The sequence below is a fragment of the Streptomyces sp. NPDC049837 genome (genome assembly GCF_040674455.1).
Classification (GTDB): Bacteria; Actinomycetota; Actinomycetes; order Streptomycetales; family Streptomycetaceae; genus Streptomyces.
The window spans coordinates 365,557-384,285 of record NZ_JBFAMP010000007.1 but is presented as its reverse complement, the minus strand read 5'-3'; the positions used below and the strand labels follow the sequence as shown (position 1 = coordinate 384,285).

Sequence of the window (18,729 nt, the reverse complement as noted above, 5' to 3'; positions counted from 1 at the left end):
GTCCTTGTTGACCGCGTACTGCGTGTACGCCGTGTTCCCGGAGGCCGGCCACGAGCCCTTCGCGGCCGTCACGCCCGTGTCACCGTCATCGACGACCACGGACGTGCCCGAGAGCTCGCCGGTGATGTCCTTGGCGCTGTTCCACGTCGCGGTGGACTCGCTCCAGTCGGCGGTGGCGCGGTGCGCCTCCAGCCGTACCTCACTGGAGCTGGTGGTGTGGGTCTGGTCGTAGTAGAGCTTCAGGTCGGCGGAGTCCAGCTTGGTGCCGGACGGGATTCCCGTGACGGGGAACCGCAGCAGGGCGCGGGCGCTGCCCGTGCTGGTGTTGCCGACCGAGAGCCGCCAACTGGTGTCGTAGTTGTCCCCCGGCGCGTCCGAGGAGATCATCACGTCCTGGGACTGGGACGGCGGCGGCGCGATGGCGATCGTCGGATCGATGGTGACCGGGTACTGCCGCCCGGGGGCGGCCAGCCACTTCGCGTCCGGGGTGACGGTCACCTTCCAGTTCTTGCCGTCGCGGCTGAGCCGCTGGCTGACGGACGTGCTGTAGGAGCTGCCGTACGGGGACTCGGCGTCCTTCCTCGCGTCCGTCATGAAGGCGGGCGGGAGCTCCAGCACCGGGGCGGCGCCCTCGCCGTACAGGAGGATGGAGCCGTCCTTGCCGGCCTTGGGGGTCAGCCCGCCGGTGTCGAGGGTGAAGGTGAAGGCCACCGGGCCGGCGGGGCGTTCACGCAGGACGATGTTCTCTTTCACCCGGCCCGGTCCGACCTCGTACACCAGATCCGCGTTCTTGACCGCGTTCCGGTAGGTGACGGAGTTGCCGTCGGACTTCGGCGCGAGCTTCGCGGCGCCTTCCAGGCCGAGGGTGACGACGTGGCCGTCGGCGGTCTCGAAGCGGACCAGCCGCTGCGGCTCCGTGCCGAAGTAGCTGCGGCCGGTGTTGGTGGTGTTGGCGAAGGCATAGCCCGGCTTGCGGGCCGCATGGATGCCCGCGTCGATGGTCTTCCAGCCCTTGCCCGACCGGTAGGCGGTCGGCACGGCCGAGACCTCGGCCTGGACACGCCCGTCGGACATCCGCCAGTAGCGGGCGTACGGCGTGCGCTTGCCGGTGAGTTCGGCGACTCGTTCGGCTTTGGGAGCCTTGGCCCCCTTGGGGAGCCTGTCGCGGCTCGGGAGGACCGGATCCCCGCCGGTCTTCGGCTCCTCGGGCCGGTAGCCCCCGCCGTCGCCGTCGCCGTCGCCGGAGAACCAGCCCTTGATGGTGTCGCTTAAGCCTTTGCTGTCAGTGGTCGATGACGAGGCGGCATAAGCACCTTGCGGTATTAAGGAAACGATGACCGCGGATGTGACCGTCAAGGCTATTGTCCGCATCGTCCGCGCTTGCCGTGTTCTATGTCTCACACCCATCCCCTTTTCGCATTCCGGCACAAAAAAAGTTCGCGGCGTTAGTCGCGAACTCGGCTGATTCGGTGCATCGCAGGGCATGGGGGGTGTGAGCGCTCCCCATATCGGGGAGTACTCGCCGCTAGTGCGCCGATGACGGTGAAGATTGTCAACGGAATGTGTTGTACATGTCAACCAGGCGCACATATGTGGAGGCGAGCTGAATCCGACTGGGCGTGAACGAGAGCCGCCGCCTGCTCGGTACGCTCCTTCCGCCGCCGCTCAGCCCGGGCGGTGGCCGCGCGGGCGGGTCAGACCCGTGTCGTAGGCGAGGATCGTCGCCTGGACCCGGTCGCGCAGGCCCAGTTTGCCGAGTACCGCGTTGACGTGGGACTTCACCGTGCCCGTGGTCACTCCCAGCGCGTCCGCGATCTCCGCGTTCGTGAGGCCCGTCGCGACCAGCGCGAGCACCTCGCGTTCGCGGGGGGTGAGCGCCTCCAGGGGGGTGGCGTCCGGTGGGGCCGGGGCCGTGTGGGCGAAGGCGTCGATCAGGCGGCGGGTGACCGCGGGGGCGAGCATGGCGTCGCCCGAGGCCACGACCCGTATGCCCGTGAGGAGTTCCTCCGGCTGGGCGTCCTTGAGCAGGAAGCCGGAGGCGCCCGCGCGGAGCGCTTCGTGGACGTACGCGTCCTGGTCGAAGGTGGTCAGCACGAGGACGCGGGGCGCGTCGGCCCGCGCGGTGAGCAGGCGGGTGGCGGTCAGGCCGTCGATGCCGGGCATGCGGATGTCCATCAGCACGACGTCCGGCACGACGTGCCCGGCCAGCTCGACGGCGCGGGCGCCGTCCTCGGCCTCGGCGACGACGTCCAGATCGGGTTCGGCGTCGATGATGGCCACGAATCCCGCGCGGATCATGGCCTGGTCGTCGACGACCATCACTCGGACGCTGATGGGGACACCTCCTTGCGCAGCGTGGCCAGCAGGTGGCGCATCGCCGCGAGGCCCGCCCTGGCCTGTTCGGCGACGCCGTCGAGATCGCGTTCCTCGGCGCGGGCCACCACCCGGGCCGCGTGGCCAAGCACCGCTCCGCGCAGCTCCGTTGCGATGCGCTGCCTCTCCTCGTACGCCTCCACGACCGCCGCCCGGACCGCGGCCGCGAGCGCGCTGTCGTCGCGGCCCATGGCGCCCTCGCGGCGTGCGCGTACGAAGACGCCCAGGCCCCAGACCGCGGCCGCCGGGAACATGAACACCACCCCGAGGAGGTAGACCATGAACACCGCGAACGCCCCGTCGCCGCCCTCGGTCCCCAACTCCCCGACCAGGGCAGCCAGAACGACCGTCGTGAGGCTGCATCCCGCCGCGACGGCCGCGATCGAGGGAAAGGTGACGCGGGCGGGCCCGGCGAAGACCGCCACCGCGTGCAGGGCGACGCACTCCGCGACGCCGCCTCCCACCACCAGGGCCAAGGCCACGGCCGGGGGCCACACCCCCATCGCGAGAGCGGCGGGCCCGGTCCAGGCGGTGGCGAGGACCAGGGCGAGGACCGTCCAGGGCGCGTGCCGCCGCCACAGCAGCGGCAGGGCGTGGGCGACGGCGGGCAGGCAGCTCTGGACGGTCAGGGCCGGCCGTTCGGCGAGCACGACGAAGACCGGGAGGGCGGCGACGGCGAAGACCAGGGCCACGTCGGGCAGTCCGGGCCCCGCCCGCCCCGGCCGGGCGGCCACGGTCGTGGTGAGTGGCAGCCGGGCGCGTACCGACCAGCCCGCGCCGTCCGTGCGCGGGCCCGCCTCCAGCGTGCCACCGAGCGCGGCCGCGCGTTCGCGCATGCCGGTGGTGCCGCGCCCGGAGCCGAGCCGCTGCGGCGGGGCCTCCAGCCGGCCGGCGGCGCCGTCGTCCTGGACGGCGACGTCCAGGGTTCCGTCGCGGTCCGCCACCGTGACGCGGACGGTGGTGCCGGGCGCGTAGCGCAGCGCGTTGGTGAGCGCCTCGCGCACGATGCCGAAGGCGGCCTCCGCCACCGGGCCGGTCAGCTCCACCGCCTCGGGACCGACCTCCACGTGCACGTGCTGGCCCAGGCGTACGAACCCGGCGGCGAGTTCGGCGACGCGCTGCTCCAGGCCGCTGTCCTGGTCCGCCGCGGGCGCCTGCATCACCGCCACCAGGCGGTGGAGCGCCGCCACGGTCTCGCGGCCACCCTCGGCCGCCAACCGCAGGGCCTCGGCGGCCAGTTCCGGCCTGCGGCCGCCGAGCCGGCGCGCGGCGTCCGCGGCGACCACCACGGAGGTGAGGTGGTGGGCGCTGACGTCGTGCAGTTCGCGCGCGAGCCGGTGTCGTTCGGTGACGGCCGCCGTGGTCCGCCGGGCCTCGGCCCGCGCCACCTCCTGGGCGGCGGCGCGGCGGGCGGTGAGCCAGCGGCGCCGGGTGCGGCCGAGGCCGATGACCGCGGCGTGGATCGCGCAGGTGACGAGCGCCTCGCCGGTGATGTCGGCCGCGGTGTCGAACACGGCGACGGAGCGGAGCGCCACCGAGCCGGTCAGGGCGGACGCGACCAGGACGGTGGTCCGGCCCGAACAGCGCACGGCGACCGAGTAGAGGGCGATGGCGTCGCCCAGCAGGTACAACACCCAGAGCTGGTCCGGGGCGAGGAGCCCGGCGATCAGCGCCGCCTCGGTGATGAGCGCGGCGGCGACGGGGAAGCGCCGGCGTACGCCGAGGGCCGCGGTGACCGCCACGGTGACCGCGAGCGCCACGGCGAGCTGCCGCGCCTCGACCGGGTCGCCGCGCAGCAGCGCGTACCCGGGCCAGACGGCCATCTGCTGGGCCGCCAACAGCCCGGGCAGTAGCCAGTTGCGTATGACCTCCATGATGGCGCTGATGATACGTAGCGGCCCGCTCTCTATCCCGGGGTGGAGGCGCCGATCGTGCCGGCGGCCGATGCCGGGGCGCGGGGCCGCGGGGATGCTGGTGCACATGACGACGCACCCGACCCACTCGACGTACCCCATGTACTTCACCGGCCAACCCGGCACCGTGGCGCCCGTGTTGCCGCCGCCCGAGCCTCTCCCCTACCACCGGCTCGCGCATACGACCCGACGGCACCGTTGGTGGCGGCCCCTGCTGGGGAGCGGCGTGGTGCTGGCGGGCGCGCTCGTGGTGATGCTCGGGCTGATCGCCGGCTCGGAGGTGGCGGGGTACCTCCTCCGCCGTCCGGTCGACTCCGAAGGCCTGCGTACGTGGGGCGACATCGGCGATACGGCACTGGGGCTGCTGTCCATAGCGCTCATGACCCCGGCCGTGCTGCTGGCGGCGTACTGGGTGCAGCGGCGTCCGGCGGGGACCTTGTCGTCGGTGACCGGGCGGCTGCGGTGGGCCTGGCTCGGACTGTGCCTGGCGGTGGCGGGTCCGCTGGTCGCGGTGGCGATGGGCGTCTCCTTCCTGCTGCCCGAATCGGCGGGCGGTGGCGCGGCGGGCCTGGAGTGGGCGGGGCTCTCTAGCTTCCTGCTGGGGCTGGCGATGGTGTGCGCCCTGGTGCCGTTCCAGGCGGCGGCGGAGGAGTACGTGTTCCGTGGCTGGCTGGTGCAGGCGGTGGGCGCGTGGTGCCGTTCCCCGTGGGTGGCGGTCCTGCCGCAAGCGCTGCTCTTCGCGGCGGCCCATGGGTGGGGGACGGCGTGGGGCTTCGCCGACCTGGTGGTGTTCGGGCTGGTGGCGGGGTGGCTGACGATCCGCACGGGCGGGCTGGAGGCCGCGATCGCGTTGCACGTCCTCAACAACCTGCTGGCGTTCGGCGTCGCGTCGGCGATCGCGGGTGCGCTGGCCTCCGAGGAGACGGCCGTCGACATGGGCTGGATGGCGGTGGCCATCGACGTCCCGATGGTCCTGCTCTACGCGGCCGCCGTGCTGTGGCTGGCCCGCAGGCGCCGGCCGGCGGCGCTCAGCCAGGCGGACCGGTGAGGCGGATCACTGAGCCGCCGCCCGCCCGATGCCGGCGGTGCGGGCGACGCCCGTGACGGCCATGGCGACGAGGCGGTGGCGGCGCGGGGCGTACCGGAGGACCGCGCCCGTCAGCAGTACGGCGGCCGTGCCGATCGTGGATCTTCAGCCGCTGCGGTCTGCTGGTGGGCGCGGTCGAGGGCCGCTCTCGTGGTGCGAGGGCGGGCTCCTCCGGGGGGCGCTAGTGAACGACGCTCCGGCGGACCTTGTCGGCGAGGGCGGACAGCAGGTCGCGGAGGAGGTCGGCGGTGACCTCGTCCGTGAGGTTCCCGTTGTCGTCGAAGCGCTCGTGGCTGCGCATGACGGTCACCTCGGGGCTGGTCACCACATCGGTCCTGGTGCCCAGAAGCACTTGTCGCAGCGCGAGTTGAGCGCGAACCGACCCGAAATGGGACGGTGAGGCGCCGAGCACCGCGGTCGGCTTGCCGCGCAGCGGCACCTCGCCGGTGCCGGCCCAGTCGGTGCTGGCCCAGTCCAGAGCGTTCTTGAGCACGCCCGGAACGCCGTAGTTGAACTCCGGAGTGGCGATCAGCAGGCCGTCGGCCTCCGTCACCCGACGGCGCAAATCCGCGACCGGGGCGGGCCACAGGCCGGGGGCGTCGAGATCCAGGTCGTACGCCGGAATGGCGCGCAGGCCGTCGTAGATCTCGATGTCCAGGCCGCCCTGCTGCATCTTCTGCGCGGCGCGCAGCAGCGCGGTGTTGTGGGAGGCCGCCCGCAGGCTGCCGGAGATCGCCAGGATCCTCAGGTCTCGATCGGTTGTCGTGCCGCTCATGGCACGTCCCCCTCAGGTGTGGGTGTACGGGTACGTGGAGTGCTTCCCAACCTAGGAGGGCTTTCGGGGTCCCACGAGGGACCGGATGTGCCACGCAGCGGACCGAACGCGCCAACCGGCCGTCCCACCACCGCGGTCCACCCCCACGGACATGTCCTCGACGCCGACGCGAGGGTGGCCTAGTCTTCGGCCCTGTGCTCGACGGAACGGTTTCCGCCTTCATGGGGCGCTACATGGTGGCCGCCGCGCTGCGCGCCGGCATGAGCGCGTCCAGGGTCCGCCGGCTGCCGGACGCCTGCCCGACGGCCCTCGCCGACGACCTCTCCCGGGTGTCGACGCCGACCGCGCTGCTGCTCTGGGAGCAGCTCGCGATGAGTGACCCGGGCTGCGGGGTCGGTGTACTCGCCGTCGAGCACGCGCCCGCGGGAACCTTCGGCGTCTGGGACTACCTGTTCACCCACTGCGGCAGCCTCGCCGAGGCGGCCCGGCTCGGCGGCCAGTACGTCGGCGCCATCTCCGACCCCGGCGCCGAACGCATCGAGGCGGCCGACGACGGAGGCCTTTTCACCATCCGGTACGCGACGGGTCCCGCCGAGGAGGATGTGGTGGCCGCCGTCGAGCAGTTCGCCCTGGCGCTGCTGCTGACGCGGTCGCGCGAGGCGGCCGGGCGGCGCCTGGTTCCGGCGCGCGTCGCCTTCAGGCACCGCCCGCCGCGCGACCTCGGCCCGCTGGTCGCGCTGGCCGGGACCCGCCGTATCGACTTCGACGCGCCCGCCAACGCGCTGACCTTCCTCGGCGGGGACGCGCACGCACCGCTGCCGCGCGCGGAGCCGGGGCTGACCGGCGTCCTGCGCCGGCACGCGGACATGACGATGGCGGCGGCCCGGCCGGTACTCGACTGGCGGGAGAAGTTCCGGATGACCCTGAGGGCCGCCCTGCGTGAGCGGCCGCTCTCCCTGGAGACCGTGGCCTCCCGCCTGGCGCTGAGCCCTCGCACCCTGCAACGCCGGCTCGCCGAGCACGGCACGACCTGGCGCGCCGAGGTGGCCGCCGTGCGGGAGCAGACGGCCATGGACCTGCTGCGCGACACCGACCTCCCCCTCGGCGCGATAGCCGGCCGCGTCGGCTACGGCGACGTCCGTGCCCTGCGCCGCGCCGTACGCCGCTGGCAGGACGCGGCCCCCGGCGACATCACCACGCCCTGCTGACGAAACGGCGGCTCCTGGAGCCTCAGCCCTCGTCCGGGACCAGTTTCAGCGAGACCGAGTTGATGCAGTACCGCTGGTCCGTCGGGGTCGGGTAGCCCTCGCCCTCGAAGACGTGCCCCAGGTGCGAGCCGCAGCGGGCGCAGCGGACCTCGGTGCGGACCATGCCGTAGGAGCGGTCCTCGATCAGTTCGACGGCGTCGGAGTCCTTCGGGTCGTAGAAGGACGGCCAGCCGCAGTGGGACTCGAACTTGGTCGTGGACGTGAACAGTTCGGCGCCGCAGGCGCGGCAGGAGTAGACGCCCTTGGTCTTGGTGTCGGTGTACTCACCGGTGAAGGGGCGCTCCGTGCCGGCCTCGCGCAGGACGTGGTACTCCTCGGGGGACAGCTCCGCGCGCCACTGCTCGTCCGGCTTCTCGACCTCGTACGCCATGCGTTGCTCCTCAGCTCGACAGGCGGGCGAGGATCTTGGGACCGAGGTCCGTGACGTCGCCCGCGCCCATGGTGAGAACGAGATCGCCGGGCCTGGCCATTCCCGCGACGACGTCCGGCACGGTGCCCTTGTCGGACACGGCGGTGACGTCGGCGCCGGCGGCGCGGGCCGCGTCGATGATCAGGGCGCTGGTGACGCCGGGGATCGGGTCCTCGCGGGCCGGGTAGATGTCGAGGACGGCCGACGCGTCGGCGAGGGCGAGGGCCTGGCCCATCTCCTTGCCGAGCTCCTGGGTGCGGGAGAACAGGTGCGGCTGGAAGACGACGAGGAGGCGGCGCTCGGAGCCGGCGGCGGCGCGCATGGCCTCCAGGTCGGCGGTCATCTCGGTGGGGTGGTGGGCGTACGAGTCGATGACCTGGACGCCGGCGGCCTCGCCCTTGAGCTGGAGGCGGCGGCCGACGCCGGTGTACGCGGTGAGGGCCTTGGCCAGGGCTGCGGGGTCGATGCCGACGCGGGCGCCGGCGGCGAGGGCGGCGGCGGCGTTGTGGGCGTAGTGGCGGCCGGGCACGGAGACGGTGAAGGTGTGCTCGGTGCCGTCGAGGGCGACGGTGACCTCGCTGGTCATGCCCTTGGGCGTGATGGCGAGGATGCGGGCGTCGGAGTCGGCCGCCTCGCCGACGCGGATGATCGTCAGGTCGTCGCGGCCGGCGACCCGGCGGGCCAGCTCGCGGGCGCCGGCGTGCTCGCCGACGACCAGGGTGCCGCCGGTGCGGATCTTGGCGACGAACGCCTCGAAGGACTCGTAGATCTCGTCCATCGACGCGTAGTTGGCGTGGTGGTCCAGCTCGACGTTGAGGACGATCGCGACCTCGGGGTCGTACTTCTGGAAGCTGCGGTCGCTCTCGTCGGCCTCGGCGACGAAGATCTCGCCGTCGCCGTGCAGGGCGTTGGTGCCGGGCCCGGCGAGGTCGCCGCCGATGGCGTACGACGGGGCGAGGCCCAGTTCGGTGAGGGCGACGGCGAGCATCGAGGTGGTGGTGGTCTTGCCGTGCGTACCGGCCACGGCGATCGCCCGCAGCCCGGTCATCAGGGCGGCCAGCGCGTCGGAGCGGTGGACGACGGGGATGCCCAGCTCGGTGGCGCGGGCCAGCTCGGGGTTGTCGGCGCGGATGGCGCTGGAGACGACGACGCTCGTGGTGTCGTCCGCCACGTGCTGCGCGGCGTGGCCGATGTGGACGGTCGCGCCGAGGGCCCGCAGGGACGCGGCGGTCTCGGACTCGCGCGCGTCACTGCCGGCGACCTCGGCCCCGCGCTGGGCGAGGATCTTGGCGATGCCCGACATTCCGGCGCCGCCGATGCCGATGAAGTGCGGCCGTTCCATGGCGGCGGGAATCATGGCGGCGGGAATGGCGGGTGCCATGCGTGTCTCTCCCCGGGGTGCGACGTACGTGAGGGGCCCAGCCTATGCGGTGTCGGGCTCGTCGTTGTGCGCGAAGAGCTTGAGCACCGGTACGCCGACCTTGTGGCGGGCGCGGGAGGCCCAGTCGCGGTGGAAGAACTCCTCGACGTAGTGCGGCTTGGTCAGCACGATCACCTCATCGGCGCCGGACTCGTCCACGACGGCCTTCAGCTTGTCCAGCGGGTGGTCCTCGACGACCTGGCCGACGGCGTCGCAGCCGGCCGCGCGCAGGGCGCGCAGCGAGAGCTCCAGCCCTTGGGGTGCGGTGAGCCCGGCGGCCTGGCCCGGGTGCTCCTCGCCCTCCTTGACGGCCTCCTTCAGCTCGCCCAGGGCGACGTCGTCGATGGCCCGAAGCAGCACGACCTGGTCGCCGCGCGGCTGCATCAGCACGATGAAGGACATCCTCTCGTCGCCGTGGAGGGTGGTGACGAACTCCACGTCCACGGACGACAGCGGCTTCTCGATCATCAGAACGCTTGTGAACACCTGGGAGCCCTTCTGCGGAAACCATCCTTCCCCGTGTCCGCACGGGGACTGCGAGAGTAAGTCTGCCCACCGGAAGCTAACCGGAACGGATTATTCCGCTAATTGGTCGGCTCCGGGTGTATTGGTCAGCTCCGGGTGTAACGGGTGAAAAGGAATCCTTCCTCCTCCAGCAGGGAGGCGAGCGAGTACCGCTCGGGCACCGCCACGGACGGCCCGCCCGTGATCCGCTGCGCGTCCCCGGCGGTCAGCAGTGGCGACACCGTCAGGCACAGCTCGTCCAGCACCCCGGCCGCCACGAGCTGCCCGAGCAGGCGCGGGCCGCCCTCCGTGAGCTGGCGGGTCAGCCCGCGCCCGGCCAGCGCCGCCAGCGCCCGCTCGGGCTCCACGCCGGGCCCGTCGCCCGCGACGATCACCTCCGCGCCCGCCTCCTCGGCCGCCCGGACCCGGTCCGGCGGCGCGGCCGCGCCGGTCAGCAGCAGCGTCGGGACGAGCGGGGCGGTGAACAGCGGAGCGGAGAAGTCCAGGTCCAGCGAGGCGCTGACCACCGCGATCGCGGGCGCCGGGCCCTGACCGGCCGCCGCCCGCCGCTCGGCGAAGGCCTCACGCGCGCGTGCCGGGCGGTACCCCTCCAGCCGTACCGTTTCGGCGCCGACGATCACCACATCGGCCAGCCCGCGCAGGGTGCCGAAGATCCGCATGTCCGTGTCGGACGAGATGGGCTGCGACCGCCCCTCGTGCTGGGCGGCCCCGTCCAGGGACGACACCATGTTGGCGCGCAGCCAGCGGCCGCCCGGACCCGGAGGACCGGGGTACGCGTAGGCCTCGGCCAGCTCGTCGAGGGACCACTCCCGGTCTTCGGGGGAGGATGTGGAGCGTGTCGGGTCGGTCACAGGGAACAGGCGTCGCATGCCGTGCAGTCTGGCACGGCGATTAGAGTGAGTAACTGTGTCGACCAGTGCCATGACCCAAGCGGCCCCGCTGTCCCTGTGCGCCCGCGAGCCGCACGTCCCGGCAGACCGTCTGGTCGCCGAGATGGTGCCGCCGCCGCGCTTCGACTCGGTGCGCTTCGACACGTACATCCCGGACCCGAACCAGCCGAGCCAGACCCAGGCGGTCGAGGTGCTCAGCTCCTTCGCGGCCGGGCTCGGCGGCGCGCACGCGACCGGGGCCGGCCGCCGCCGCTGGTTCCAGAAGAAGCCGGCCGCGCCCACCGCGCCGCGCGGGGTGTACCTGGACGGCGGGTACGGCGTCGGCAAGACCCACCTGCTGGCCTCCCTGTGGCACGCCACGCCCGCCGAGCCGTCCCTGAAGGCGTTCGGCACCTTCGTGGAGCTGACCAACCTGGTCGGCGCCCTCGGTTTCCAGCAGACGGTGGCCACCCTCAGCGGGCACCGGCTGCTGTGCATCGACGAATTCGAGCTGGATGACCCGGGCGACACCGTCCTGGTGTCGACGCTGCTCGGCAAGCTGGTCGACGCGGGCGTGGCCCTGGCCGCCACGTCCAACACCCTGCCGGGCAAGCTCGGCGAGGGCCGGTTCGCCGCCGCCGACTTCCTCCGCGAGATCCAGGGCCTGTCCGCCCACTTCCGGCCGCTGCGCATCGACGGTGAGGACTACCGCCACCGGGGCCTGCCCGAGGCCCCGGCGCCGTACGCGGACGAGCAGGTGACCAAGGCGGCGTACGCCACGCCCGGAGCGTCGCTCGACGACTTCCCGCACCTGCTGGAGCACCTGGCCCGGGTCCACCCGAGCCGGTACGGCGCGCTGACCGACGACGTCCGGGCGGTCTGCCTCACCGACGTACGGCCCGTGCCCGACCAGTCGACCGCGCTGCGCCTGGTGGTGCTGGCCGACCGGCTGTACGACCGGGAGGTGCCGGTGCTCGCCTCGGGACTGCCGTTCGACAGGCTTTTCAGTGACGAGATGCTGAACGGCGGGTACCGGAAGAAGTACTTCCGGGCGATCTCACGGCTCACCGCGCTGGCGCGCGACGCGAAGGGGCTGGTGGAGCAGTAGGTTTGGGCCAGTTGGGTTCACACCGTACGAAGGGAACCACCATGGCCACCACGCGTCAGGCACACAACGTCTGGGAGGGCGACCTCCTCCAGGGCAAGGGCGTCGTGACCTTCGACTCCTCCGGCATCGGCGAGTACCCGGTGTCCTGGCCCGCGCGCGCCGAGCAGCCCGACGGCAAGACCAGCCCGGAGGAGCTGATCGCGGCCGCTCACTCGAGCTGCTTCAACATGGCCTTCTCAGGCGCCCTCGCCAAGGCCGGCAACCCGCCCACCCGCCTGAACACCAAGGCGGAGGTGACGTTCCAGCCGGGCACCGGCATCACGGGCATCCACCTCACGGTGGAGGGTGAGGTTCCGGGCATGGACGCCGAGAGCTTCGCCTCGGCCGCCGAGGACGCGAAGAAGAACTGCCCCGTCAGCCAGGCGCTCACGGGCACGACGATCACGCTCACCGCCAAGCTCGCCTGACACCGGGCACCACACGAGGCGACGTGGCCCGCAGTGTTCACGTGTCACCACATCGCGTGGTACACACGTGCGGGTCACGTCACACCTTTCTCCAACAGGAAGTTGTTGCCTCGTGTCCGATCGACTGTCCGCAACACGACGTCAAGTCCTGGCCGGTACCGGCGCGTCCGTCGCCGGAATCGCCTTCACCGGGGCCTTCTCCGAGCTGTTCGCCGGCACCGCCGCCGCACGCGGCCACGCCGGCTACGGCCCCCTGATACCCGACCCGGCCGGTCTGCTGGAACTGCCCAGAGGGTTCCGGTACAAGGTCCTCTCCCGCGAGGGCGACCCCCTCCGCTCCGGTGAGGGCACGGTGCCCGGCAACCACGACGGCATGGGGGCCTTCGCCGGCCGCCGCGGCCGCGTCCACCTCGTCCGCAACCACGAGAACCGCGCCTCCGCCCGCCTCGGCGTCCCGACCGTGCGGGGCCTGACCTACGACCCGGCGGCCAAGGGCGGCTGTACGGCGCTCGAACTGGACGGCCGCAACAACGTGCTCGGCGAGCGCGTCGCCATCGCCGGCACCGCCGTCAACTGCTCCGGCGGGCTCACCCCCTGGGGCACCTGGCTCACGTGCGAGGAGACCGAGGACAGGGCCGGGACCAACGGCTACACCAAGGACCACGGCTTCATCTTCGAGGTCCACCCCGCCGACCCGCTGCGCACCGGGGCCGTACCGCTGACCGCGATGGGCCGCTTCCAGCACGAGGCGACAGCCGTCGACCCGCGCACCGGGATCGTGTACGAGACCGAGGACGCCTTCCAGCGGCCGTTCGGGCTCTTCTACCGCTTCCTGCCCAACAAGCCGCTCGGCGGCACCGGTTCGCTGCGCGCGGGCGGCGCGCTGGAGGCGATGCGCGTGCCCGGCGTACCGGACCTGTCGGCCATCCAGGAGACGGGCGCGACATTCGAGGGCGTGGAGTGGGTCCCCGTACCCGACAGCCAGGCCAAGGAAACGCCGATCCGGCTCCAGGACTTCGGGCCCAAGGGCATCACCCACGCCCAAAAGCTGGAGGGGTGTTACTGGGGCGGGCGCTCCGTCTACTTCGTCTCCAGCTTCGCCCGCGCCGCCGAGGGCTCGGCCGCCGACCACTACGGCCAGGTGTGGAAGTACGAACCGCACCGGCGCCGGCTCACGCTGGTCATCGTGTTCGGGCCGAGCAGCGACATCCAGTTGCCGGGCGAGTCCCCCGACAACATCTGCCTGGCGCCCAGCGGCGGCCTGATGGTGTGCGAGGACGGCAACGGCGCGCAGCACGTGTACGGGCTGACCAAGCGGGGCGAGGTGTACGAGATGGCGCGCGGCGCGCAGAACATCGGCACGCCCCAGGAGCCGGAGTGGGGCGAGTTCGCCGGTGTCGCGTTCTCCCCGGACGGCGAGACGATGTACGTCAACTGCTACACGCCGGGTACGACGTTCGCGGTGACCGGGCCGTGGCACTGAGGTAGGTCGTGGACGGCGGCGTCGCCCGTGGGCGACGCCGCCGCGCTCACCAGGTGACGGGCAGCGCCTCCGGGCCGCGGATCAGCGTGCCGCGTCGCCAGGGGACCTCCTCGGGCGGGACCGCGAGGCGCAGCCCCGGCAGCCGGTCGATCAGGGTGTCGACCAGCAGCTCGGTCTGCATCCGGGCGAGCAGCCCGCCCATGCAGTAGTGCGGCCCGTGCCCGAAGGCGACGTGCGGGTTGGGGGTGCGGTCGAAGTCGATCCGCTCCGGGTCGGGGAAGACCTCCGGGTCACGGTTGGCGGCGAGGTACGAGACGTAGACGGGCTCGCCCGCGCTGATCCGCACCCCCCGGATCTCCACGTCCTCCTGGGCGATCCGGGCCAGCCCGACGGCGCTGCGGTGCGGGATGTAGCGCAGCAGCTCGTCGATGGCCGTCGGCCGGACCGCGGGTTCGGTGCGGAGCCGTTCGAGGAGGGGCGGGCGGGTCAGCAGGAGGAAGAACATCTGGCCGGTGTTGGCGGTGACGGCTTCCCCGCCGATCTGGAGGGGGCCCGCGAGCCCGATCGCCTCCTCCTCGCTGATGTCGCCCCGCCCCACCGCGGCGCCCAGCAGGGAGATGACGTCCTCCTCCGTGCTGCCGTACCGCGACCGGATGGTTTCCGCGAACCAGCCGTACATGCCCTCCTCGGCCCGTGCGCTCGCGGCGGCGCCGCCCGACGAGGAGACGATCTGCCGGGTCCAGGCACGCATCCGTTCGCGGTCGGCGGCGGGCACGCCCATGACGTCGCAGACCACGGCGAGGGGGAACGGTTCCAGGACCCGCTCGGTGAGATCCGCCGGCGGGCCGTCGGCGAGCAGTTCGTCCACCGTCTCGTCCAGGATGGCCCGCGCGCGTGAGCGCAGCCGCTCCACACCACGCCGGCTGAACGCGGGTGCCACCGCGCCGCGCAGCCGGTTGTGGTCGGGCTGGTCGGCGAAGGCCAGCGATCCCCGCTGGGGCCGGAAGTGCGGAGCGAGCCGCGTGACCTCGCGGCCGACGACCGGTGCGCGGGCGAAGCGCGGGTCGTTGGTGATCATCCTGACGTCGTCGTGGCGGGTCACCAGCCACGCCCAGCCCTCGCCGTGGGGCAACTGGATACGGCTGACCGGCCCTTCCCTCATCAGCTCCGCGAGCACCGGGTCGAACTCGGTTCCGGCGATGTCCAGCGCGGGCCAGTGCCGTACGGGCGGCGGCCCCAGGATGGGCCGTGTCACGGTGTCCTCGATCATGCGTCCACGATCACCCGGGCGGGGCGGGACATCGCGCTGGACTACTCCGGACGGAAGCATCCCGGACGCCCATCATCACGATGATCATATATTTTCCGTGCGTGACTACTCTGGTACGGAATGTGTCGTTCCTTGCTGTTTTGTGCACCGCCCTTGTCGGCTGCGGCACCCTCTCGGAGACCCCCGCCACACCCCGGCACCCCGTGGCCCGGCAACCGTCGGCCGCGGCGAGCCCCTCCCCCGCCGGGATGCCGCCGACCATGGCGCCCGGTCCGGGCGGGCTCACGCCTGTCTTCGAGCGGGCGCCCACGACGACGGACCGGGCGGGCGGCAAGACGGTGGCGCTCACCTTCGACGCCGACATGACGGCCGATCAGGGCCCCCGGGCGGCGGGCGGCGAGCGGTTCGACAACCCCGCCCTGATCGACACGCTCCGGCGCCTGAAGGTCGACGCGACCGTCTTCATGACCGGACGCTGGGCGGAGGAGTACCCCGACCAGGCCAGGGCCATCGGCAACGACCCGCGCTTCGAGGTCGCCAACCACTCCTACAGCCACCACGCCTTCAAGGCCCCCTGCTACGGGCTTCCCGCACTGGCGCCCGGCGACATGGCCGCCGACGTACGCCGCGCCTTCGACGCGTTCCGCGCGGCCGGTGTGCGCAACGTCGTGCCGTACTTCCGCTTCCCCGGCGGCTGTTACGACGACGAGGCGCTGCGCGCGCTGGCCTCCGCCAAGGTGACGGCCGTGCAGTGGGACGTGGTCAGCGGCGACGCCTTCGCCACCGACGCCGACGCGGTCGCCGAACAGGTCCTGGCGGGCGTACGGCCGGGCTCGCTGGTCGTGATGCACTGCACCCGCAGCGCCGCCCCCGTCACCGAGCGGGCGATCCGCCGCATCGTCCCGGAGCTGCGCGAGCGCGGGTACCGCTTCGTCAAGGTCTCGGAGCTGATGGCCGCCGCCCGCGGTGCATGAGCAGGCACGTGGACACCCTTGCGCTGGAGTGCGCTCCAGCCCCTAACGTCACGTGTACGACCTGACGCGGTACACGAGGGGATACATCGTGCGGTACACACTGTTCGGCCGGACCGGTCTGCGCGTGAGCGAGCTCGCGCTGGGCGCCATGACGATGGGAGGCGACGGCGACGAGGACGTGAACCGGCGGATCCTCGACACGTACGCGGACGCGGGCGGCAACTTCGTCGACACGGCCGACATCTACGGCGGCGGCGCCTCGGAGGCCGTCCTCGGCAGGCTGCTCGACGGCCGCCGGGACCGGTTCGTACTGGCCTCCAAGTACACCTGCGCCACCCGACAGGGTGATCCGAACTCCGGCGGCAACCACCGCAAGAACCTCGTGCAGTCGGTGGAGGCCAGCCTCGGCCGGCTGCGCACCGACCGCCTCGACGTGCTGTGGGTGCACGCGCGGGACGTCTTCACACCGGTCGAGGAGGTCATGCGCGCCCTGGACGATCTCGTCCGCGCCGGAAAGGTGCTCTACCTGGGGGTGTCCGACTGGCCCGCCTGGGAGATCGCCCAGGCGAACACCCTCGCCGAACTGCGCGGCTGGAGCTGCTTCGCCGGGTCGCAGCTCCGCTACAACCTGCTGGAGCGGGCCCCCGAGCGCGAGCTGCTGCCGCAGGCCCGCGCCTTCGACCAGACCGTCATGGCATGGGCCCCGCTGGCCGCCGGCAAGCTCACCGGCAAGTACCGCCGCGGCGAGACGGGCCGGCTCTCCGACGGGGCGGAGGAGAACGAGCGGCAGGCGGAGGTGATCACCGCCGTCCTGGAGATCGCCAAGGAGGGCGGCTGGACCCCGGCCCAGGTGGCGCTGGCCTGGCTGCGCGGCCGCCCCGGCAACATCGTCCCCCTCGTCGGCGCCAGCCGCCCCGACCAGCTCGCCGACAACCTGGCGTCCCTCGGCGTGGAGCTGGACGCCGAGGCCGTCGAGCGGCTCGACCGGGTGAGCGCGGTGCCGCTCGGCTTCCCGCACGACTTCCTGGCGGAACCCGGCGTCGTGCGCAACATCTACGGCGACCGCCACGCGGACATCGACGCCCGGCGCACCTGGCGCGCCTCCGGGTCCTGAGCGGCTAGCCGGAGCAGGCGGTGCGCTCCGCCTCCCGCCACTCGCAGACCGGGCACAGCGTGATGCCCTTGGTCGACTCCGGGTACTCGGTCGGCTCCTGGCACAGGACACACGCGGCGTACGGCGGCCCGCCCTCGGCGGTTCCGGACGGAGGGTCCGTCTCGCAGTACGGATCGACCCTGTACGAATCGTCCTTGTCGTCCATGTATACGAGCGTACTCACTCCCGCACGGCGGTGAGCCGGCAGGCGAGGGCCGTCGCCGCCGCCGCGAGGACCGCCGCCGCTGCCAGCGGGAGCAGCGGCAGCGGGACCGCCCCGGTGCGGTTGCCGGTGACCAGGGCGGTGAGGGCGTGGTTGGCGGGCGAGCCGGTGGTCACCAGCGCCAGGAGCACGGCCGCCATGACGGCGGCGGTCGACCAGGCGCGGCCCGGCAGCAGCGGGCGGGTCAGCAGGGCGCCGACGGCCGCGCCGAGCAGGACGCAGACGCCCGCGGTGGCCAGGCCCGCGAGGGCGGCGGACGGCAGCGGGACGCCGGTGCGGCCGTCGGCGCCGACCGGCGCGCTCGCCGCCGTGACCACCAGCACGGCCGCCACACCGGGCACGGTCGCGCCCAGGGTGCCGGCGAGGATCGCCGCGAGGTGGACCCGGGTCCGGCCGGCCGCCGCGGCGGCGACGTCGCGGGCGGCCGGGGGCTCCTGGTTCAGGCAGGTCCGCACGAGCCAGGCCGTGACCGGCAGCAGGGGCGCGGAGGCGTACCCGAGGGCGCCGAGGACCGGCTCGCCGGAGCGTATGCCGATGGCCAGGAACGCCACGTACAGCAGGACCGGCGGAAGCCAGCGCTGGGAGCGCAGCAGGAGGGCGGTCTGGTAGCGAAGGAGTGCGGTCATGAGGCGGTGATCACTCGGTTGATGTGCCAGGTCGGGTGGGCGGTCAGCAGCTCCCTCAGCAGCGCGTCGGAGTGGGCGGCGGGCACGGTGAACGTGACGGTGCCGTCCGCCCCGGTCTCGTACGCGGGCGAGCCGGGCAACGGCCGGCCGGGCAGCCGTCCGCCGGACGCCGTGACCGTGACCAGCCGCTCCGGTCGGGCGGCTTCTGGGGTACGGGTGCGGAGACGGCCGCCGTTCACCGCGTACACCGCGTCCGCCTCCCCCGCCAGGCGCCGTGGGTCGTGGTCGACGAAGACCACCGCCCCGCCCGCCGCGACCCGCTCCCGCACCGCCCGGTCCAGCTCCGCGCGGGCCGCCGCGTCCAGGCCGGTCCACGCCTCGTCCAGGACGAGCAGGTCCGGTTCGGCGAGCAGCGCCTGGGCGACGGCGACCTTCTGGCTCGTGCCCTTGGACAGCTCGGCAAGCGGGGTGCGGGAGTGCGCCTGGGCGCCGAACCGCTCCAGCCACTCGGCCGCCCGGGCCGCCGCCGCCCGCCGCCCGAGCCCCTGGATCCGCCCGAGGTGGACCAGGTAGCCGGTGGCGGTGAACGGCAGCGCGGCGGGGAAGCGTTCGGGTACGAAGGCGGTGCGCGGCGGGCGGCCGGTGATGCGGCCCTCGGTCGGGGCGTCGATCCCGGCGGCCAGCCGCAGCAGGGTGGACTTGCCGCTGCCGTTGGCGCCCTCGATCCGGACCAGGGTGCCGGCGGGCACGTCGAGGTGGACGTCCCGCAGCACCCACGGTCCGGTC

General features: G+C 73.0%; 19 protein-coding genes. 7 read left to right on the top strand and 12 right to left on the bottom strand.

Translation table 11 applies throughout. The features are described from left to right. From AB0J57_RS21800 to AB0J57_RS21790, 3 genes are all read right to left on the bottom strand, one after another. On the bottom strand, positions 1-1,356 hold a 1,356-nt coding region (locus AB0J57_RS21800; protein WP_366129903.1), incomplete at its 3' end, for a DNRLRE domain-containing protein. A 309-nt stretch (positions 1,357-1,665) separates the two neighbouring features. Further along, positions 1,666-2,334 carry a response regulator transcription factor gene (locus tag AB0J57_RS21795; RefSeq protein ID WP_366129924.1) on the bottom strand — a complete coding sequence of 223 codons (669 nt, stop codon included), beginning with the start codon at positions 2,332-2,334 and terminating at the stop codon, positions 1,666-1,668. Next, complete coding sequence (locus AB0J57_RS21790) at positions 2,319-4,247, bottom strand: histidine kinase (protein ID WP_366129902.1); 1,929 nt, start codon at positions 4,245-4,247, stop codon at positions 2,319-2,321. The genes AB0J57_RS21795 and AB0J57_RS21790 overlap by 16 nt, the downstream gene beginning before the upstream one ends. Before the next feature lie 106 nt (positions 4,248-4,353). Between AB0J57_RS21790 and AB0J57_RS21785 the strand changes: the two genes are divergently transcribed. Next, positions 4,354-5,334, top strand: coding sequence for a type II CAAX endopeptidase family protein (locus AB0J57_RS21785; RefSeq protein ID WP_366129901.1), 981 nt, complete (start codon positions 4,354-4,356; stop codon positions 5,332-5,334). A 220-nt stretch (positions 5,335-5,554) separates the two neighbouring features. Here the strand turns inward: AB0J57_RS21785 and AB0J57_RS21780 are convergent, their stop codons facing one another. Continuing rightward, positions 5,555-6,148, bottom strand: coding sequence for an NADPH-dependent FMN reductase (locus AB0J57_RS21780; protein ID WP_366129900.1), 594 nt, complete (start codon positions 6,146-6,148; stop codon positions 5,555-5,557). Positions 6,149-6,342: 194 nt separating this feature from the next. Here AB0J57_RS21780 and AB0J57_RS21775 point away from each other — a divergent pair, with 194 nt between their 5' ends. Next, the gene (locus AB0J57_RS21775) at positions 6,343-7,356 is read left to right on the top strand and encodes an AraC family transcriptional regulator ligand-binding domain-containing protein (RefSeq protein ID WP_366129899.1); all 1,014 of its coding nucleotides are present in this window, start codon (positions 6,343-6,345) and stop codon (positions 7,354-7,356) included. Positions 7,357-7,378: 22 nt separating this feature from the next. Here AB0J57_RS21775 and msrB read toward each other — a convergent pair whose 3' ends face one another. The 4 genes from msrB to AB0J57_RS21755 all read right to left on the bottom strand — a co-directional run bounded on the left by msrB (position 7,379) and on the right by AB0J57_RS21755 (position 10,639). Continuing rightward, on the bottom strand, positions 7,379-7,786 hold the full coding sequence (msrB, locus tag AB0J57_RS21770) for a peptide-methionine (R)-S-oxide reductase MsrB (RefSeq protein ID WP_366129898.1): 408 nt from the start codon (positions 7,784-7,786) through the stop codon (positions 7,379-7,381). Positions 7,787-7,796: 10 nt separating this feature from the next. After that, positions 7,797-9,206, bottom strand: coding sequence for a UDP-N-acetylmuramate--L-alanine ligase (gene murC / locus AB0J57_RS21765; RefSeq protein ID WP_366129897.1), 1,410 nt, complete (start codon positions 9,204-9,206; stop codon positions 7,797-7,799). Positions 9,207-9,248: 42 nt separating this feature from the next. Then, positions 9,249-9,731 (bottom strand): indole-3-glycerol phosphate synthase, encoded by a 483-nt coding sequence (locus tag AB0J57_RS21760; protein WP_366129896.1) that lies wholly within the window; start codon positions 9,729-9,731, stop codon positions 9,249-9,251. A 125-nt stretch (positions 9,732-9,856) separates the two neighbouring features. Beyond that, positions 9,857-10,639, bottom strand: coding sequence for a pyrimidine reductase family protein (locus AB0J57_RS21755; protein WP_366129895.1), 783 nt, complete (start codon positions 10,637-10,639; stop codon positions 9,857-9,859). Between the two features lie 52 nt (positions 10,640-10,691). Between AB0J57_RS21755 and zapE the strand changes: the two genes are divergently transcribed. The 3 genes from zapE to AB0J57_RS21740 all read left to right on the top strand — a co-directional run bounded on the left by zapE (position 10,692) and on the right by AB0J57_RS21740 (position 13,697). Continuing rightward, positions 10,692-11,747 carry a cell division protein ZapE gene (zapE, locus tag AB0J57_RS21750; RefSeq protein WP_366129923.1) on the top strand — a complete coding sequence of 352 codons (1,056 nt, stop codon included), beginning with the start codon at positions 10,692-10,694 and terminating at the stop codon, positions 11,745-11,747. 41 nt (positions 11,748-11,788) lie between these two features. Further along, on the top strand, positions 11,789-12,214 hold the full coding sequence (locus AB0J57_RS21745) for an OsmC family protein (protein WP_366129894.1): 426 nt from the start codon (positions 11,789-11,791) through the stop codon (positions 12,212-12,214). 124 nt (positions 12,215-12,338) lie between these two features. Continuing rightward, entirely contained in the window at positions 12,339-13,697 is a 1,359-nt protein-coding gene (locus AB0J57_RS21740) for an alkaline phosphatase PhoX (RefSeq protein ID WP_366129922.1), read from the top strand. A 46-nt stretch (positions 13,698-13,743) separates the two neighbouring features. Here AB0J57_RS21740 and AB0J57_RS21735 read toward each other — a convergent pair whose 3' ends face one another. Next, on the bottom strand, positions 13,744-14,967 hold the full coding sequence (locus AB0J57_RS21735; RefSeq protein WP_366129893.1) for a cytochrome P450: 1,224 nt from the start codon (positions 14,965-14,967) through the stop codon (positions 13,744-13,746). A gap of 101 nt (positions 14,968-15,068) precedes the next feature. Here AB0J57_RS21735 and AB0J57_RS21730 point away from each other — a divergent pair, with 101 nt between their 5' ends. Further along, complete coding sequence (locus tag AB0J57_RS21730; protein ID WP_366129892.1) at positions 15,069-15,941, top strand: polysaccharide deacetylase family protein; 873 nt, start codon at positions 15,069-15,071, stop codon at positions 15,939-15,941. Positions 15,942-16,029: 88 nt separating this feature from the next. Beyond that, positions 16,030-17,055: an aldo/keto reductase gene (locus tag AB0J57_RS21725; protein ID WP_366129891.1), complete on the top strand. Its 1,026-nt coding sequence runs from the start codon at positions 16,030-16,032 to the stop codon at positions 17,053-17,055. Positions 17,056-17,059: 4 nt separating this feature from the next. Here AB0J57_RS21725 and AB0J57_RS21720 read toward each other — a convergent pair whose 3' ends face one another. The 3 genes from AB0J57_RS21720 to AB0J57_RS21710 are packed head-to-tail and all read right to left on the bottom strand — an operon-like array spanning position 17,060 to position 18,716. After that, the gene (locus tag AB0J57_RS21720; protein ID WP_366129890.1) at positions 17,060-17,260 is read right to left on the bottom strand and encodes a hypothetical protein; all 201 of its coding nucleotides are present in this window, start codon (positions 17,258-17,260) and stop codon (positions 17,060-17,062) included. 14 nt (positions 17,261-17,274) lie between these two features. Continuing rightward, positions 17,275-17,943: an ABC transporter gene (locus AB0J57_RS21715; protein ID WP_366129889.1), complete on the bottom strand. Its 669-nt coding sequence runs from the start codon at positions 17,941-17,943 to the stop codon at positions 17,275-17,277. Beyond that, positions 17,940-18,716, bottom strand: coding sequence for an ATP-binding cassette domain-containing protein (locus tag AB0J57_RS21710; protein WP_366129888.1), 777 nt, complete (start codon positions 18,714-18,716; stop codon positions 17,940-17,942). Before AB0J57_RS21710 ends, AB0J57_RS21715 begins: the two co-directional genes overlap by 4 nt. Positions 18,717-18,729: the final 13 nt, after the last annotated feature.

Bases quoted from the DNA above. Each gene is read 5' to 3' on its own strand.
- AB0J57_RS21720 (WP_366129890.1), bottom strand. From the start codon at position 17,260: ATGGACGACAAGGACGATTCGTACAGGGTCGATCCGTACTGCGAGACG.
- AB0J57_RS21735 (WP_366129893.1), bottom strand. From the start codon at position 14,967: ATGATCGAGGACACCGTGACACGGCCCATCCTGGGGCCGCCGCCCGTA.
- AB0J57_RS21785 (WP_366129901.1), top strand. From the start codon at position 4,354: ATGACGACGCACCCGACCCACTCGACGTACCCCATGTACTTCACCGGC.
- murC (WP_366129897.1), bottom strand. From the start codon at position 9,206: ATGGCACCCGCCATTCCCGCCGCCATGATTCCCGCCGCCATGGAACGG.
- AB0J57_RS21715 (WP_366129889.1), bottom strand. From the start codon at position 17,943: ATGACCGCACTCCTTCGCTACCAGACCGCCCTCCTGCTGCGCTCCCAG.
- AB0J57_RS21745 (WP_366129894.1), top strand. From the start codon at position 11,789: ATGGCCACCACGCGTCAGGCACACAACGTCTGGGAGGGCGACCTCCTC.
- zapE (WP_366129923.1), top strand. From the start codon at position 10,692: ATGACCCAAGCGGCCCCGCTGTCCCTGTGCGCCCGCGAGCCGCACGTC.
- AB0J57_RS21755 (WP_366129895.1), bottom strand. From the start codon at position 10,639: ATGCGACGCCTGTTCCCTGTGACCGACCCGACACGCTCCACATCCTCC.
- AB0J57_RS21790 (WP_366129902.1), bottom strand. From the start codon at position 4,247: ATGGAGGTCATACGCAACTGGCTACTGCCCGGGCTGTTGGCGGCCCAG.
- msrB (WP_366129898.1), bottom strand. From the start codon at position 7,786: ATGGCGTACGAGGTCGAGAAGCCGGACGAGCAGTGGCGCGCGGAGCTG.
- AB0J57_RS21780 (WP_366129900.1), bottom strand. From the start codon at position 6,148: ATGAGCGGCACGACAACCGATCGAGACCTGAGGATCCTGGCGATCTCC.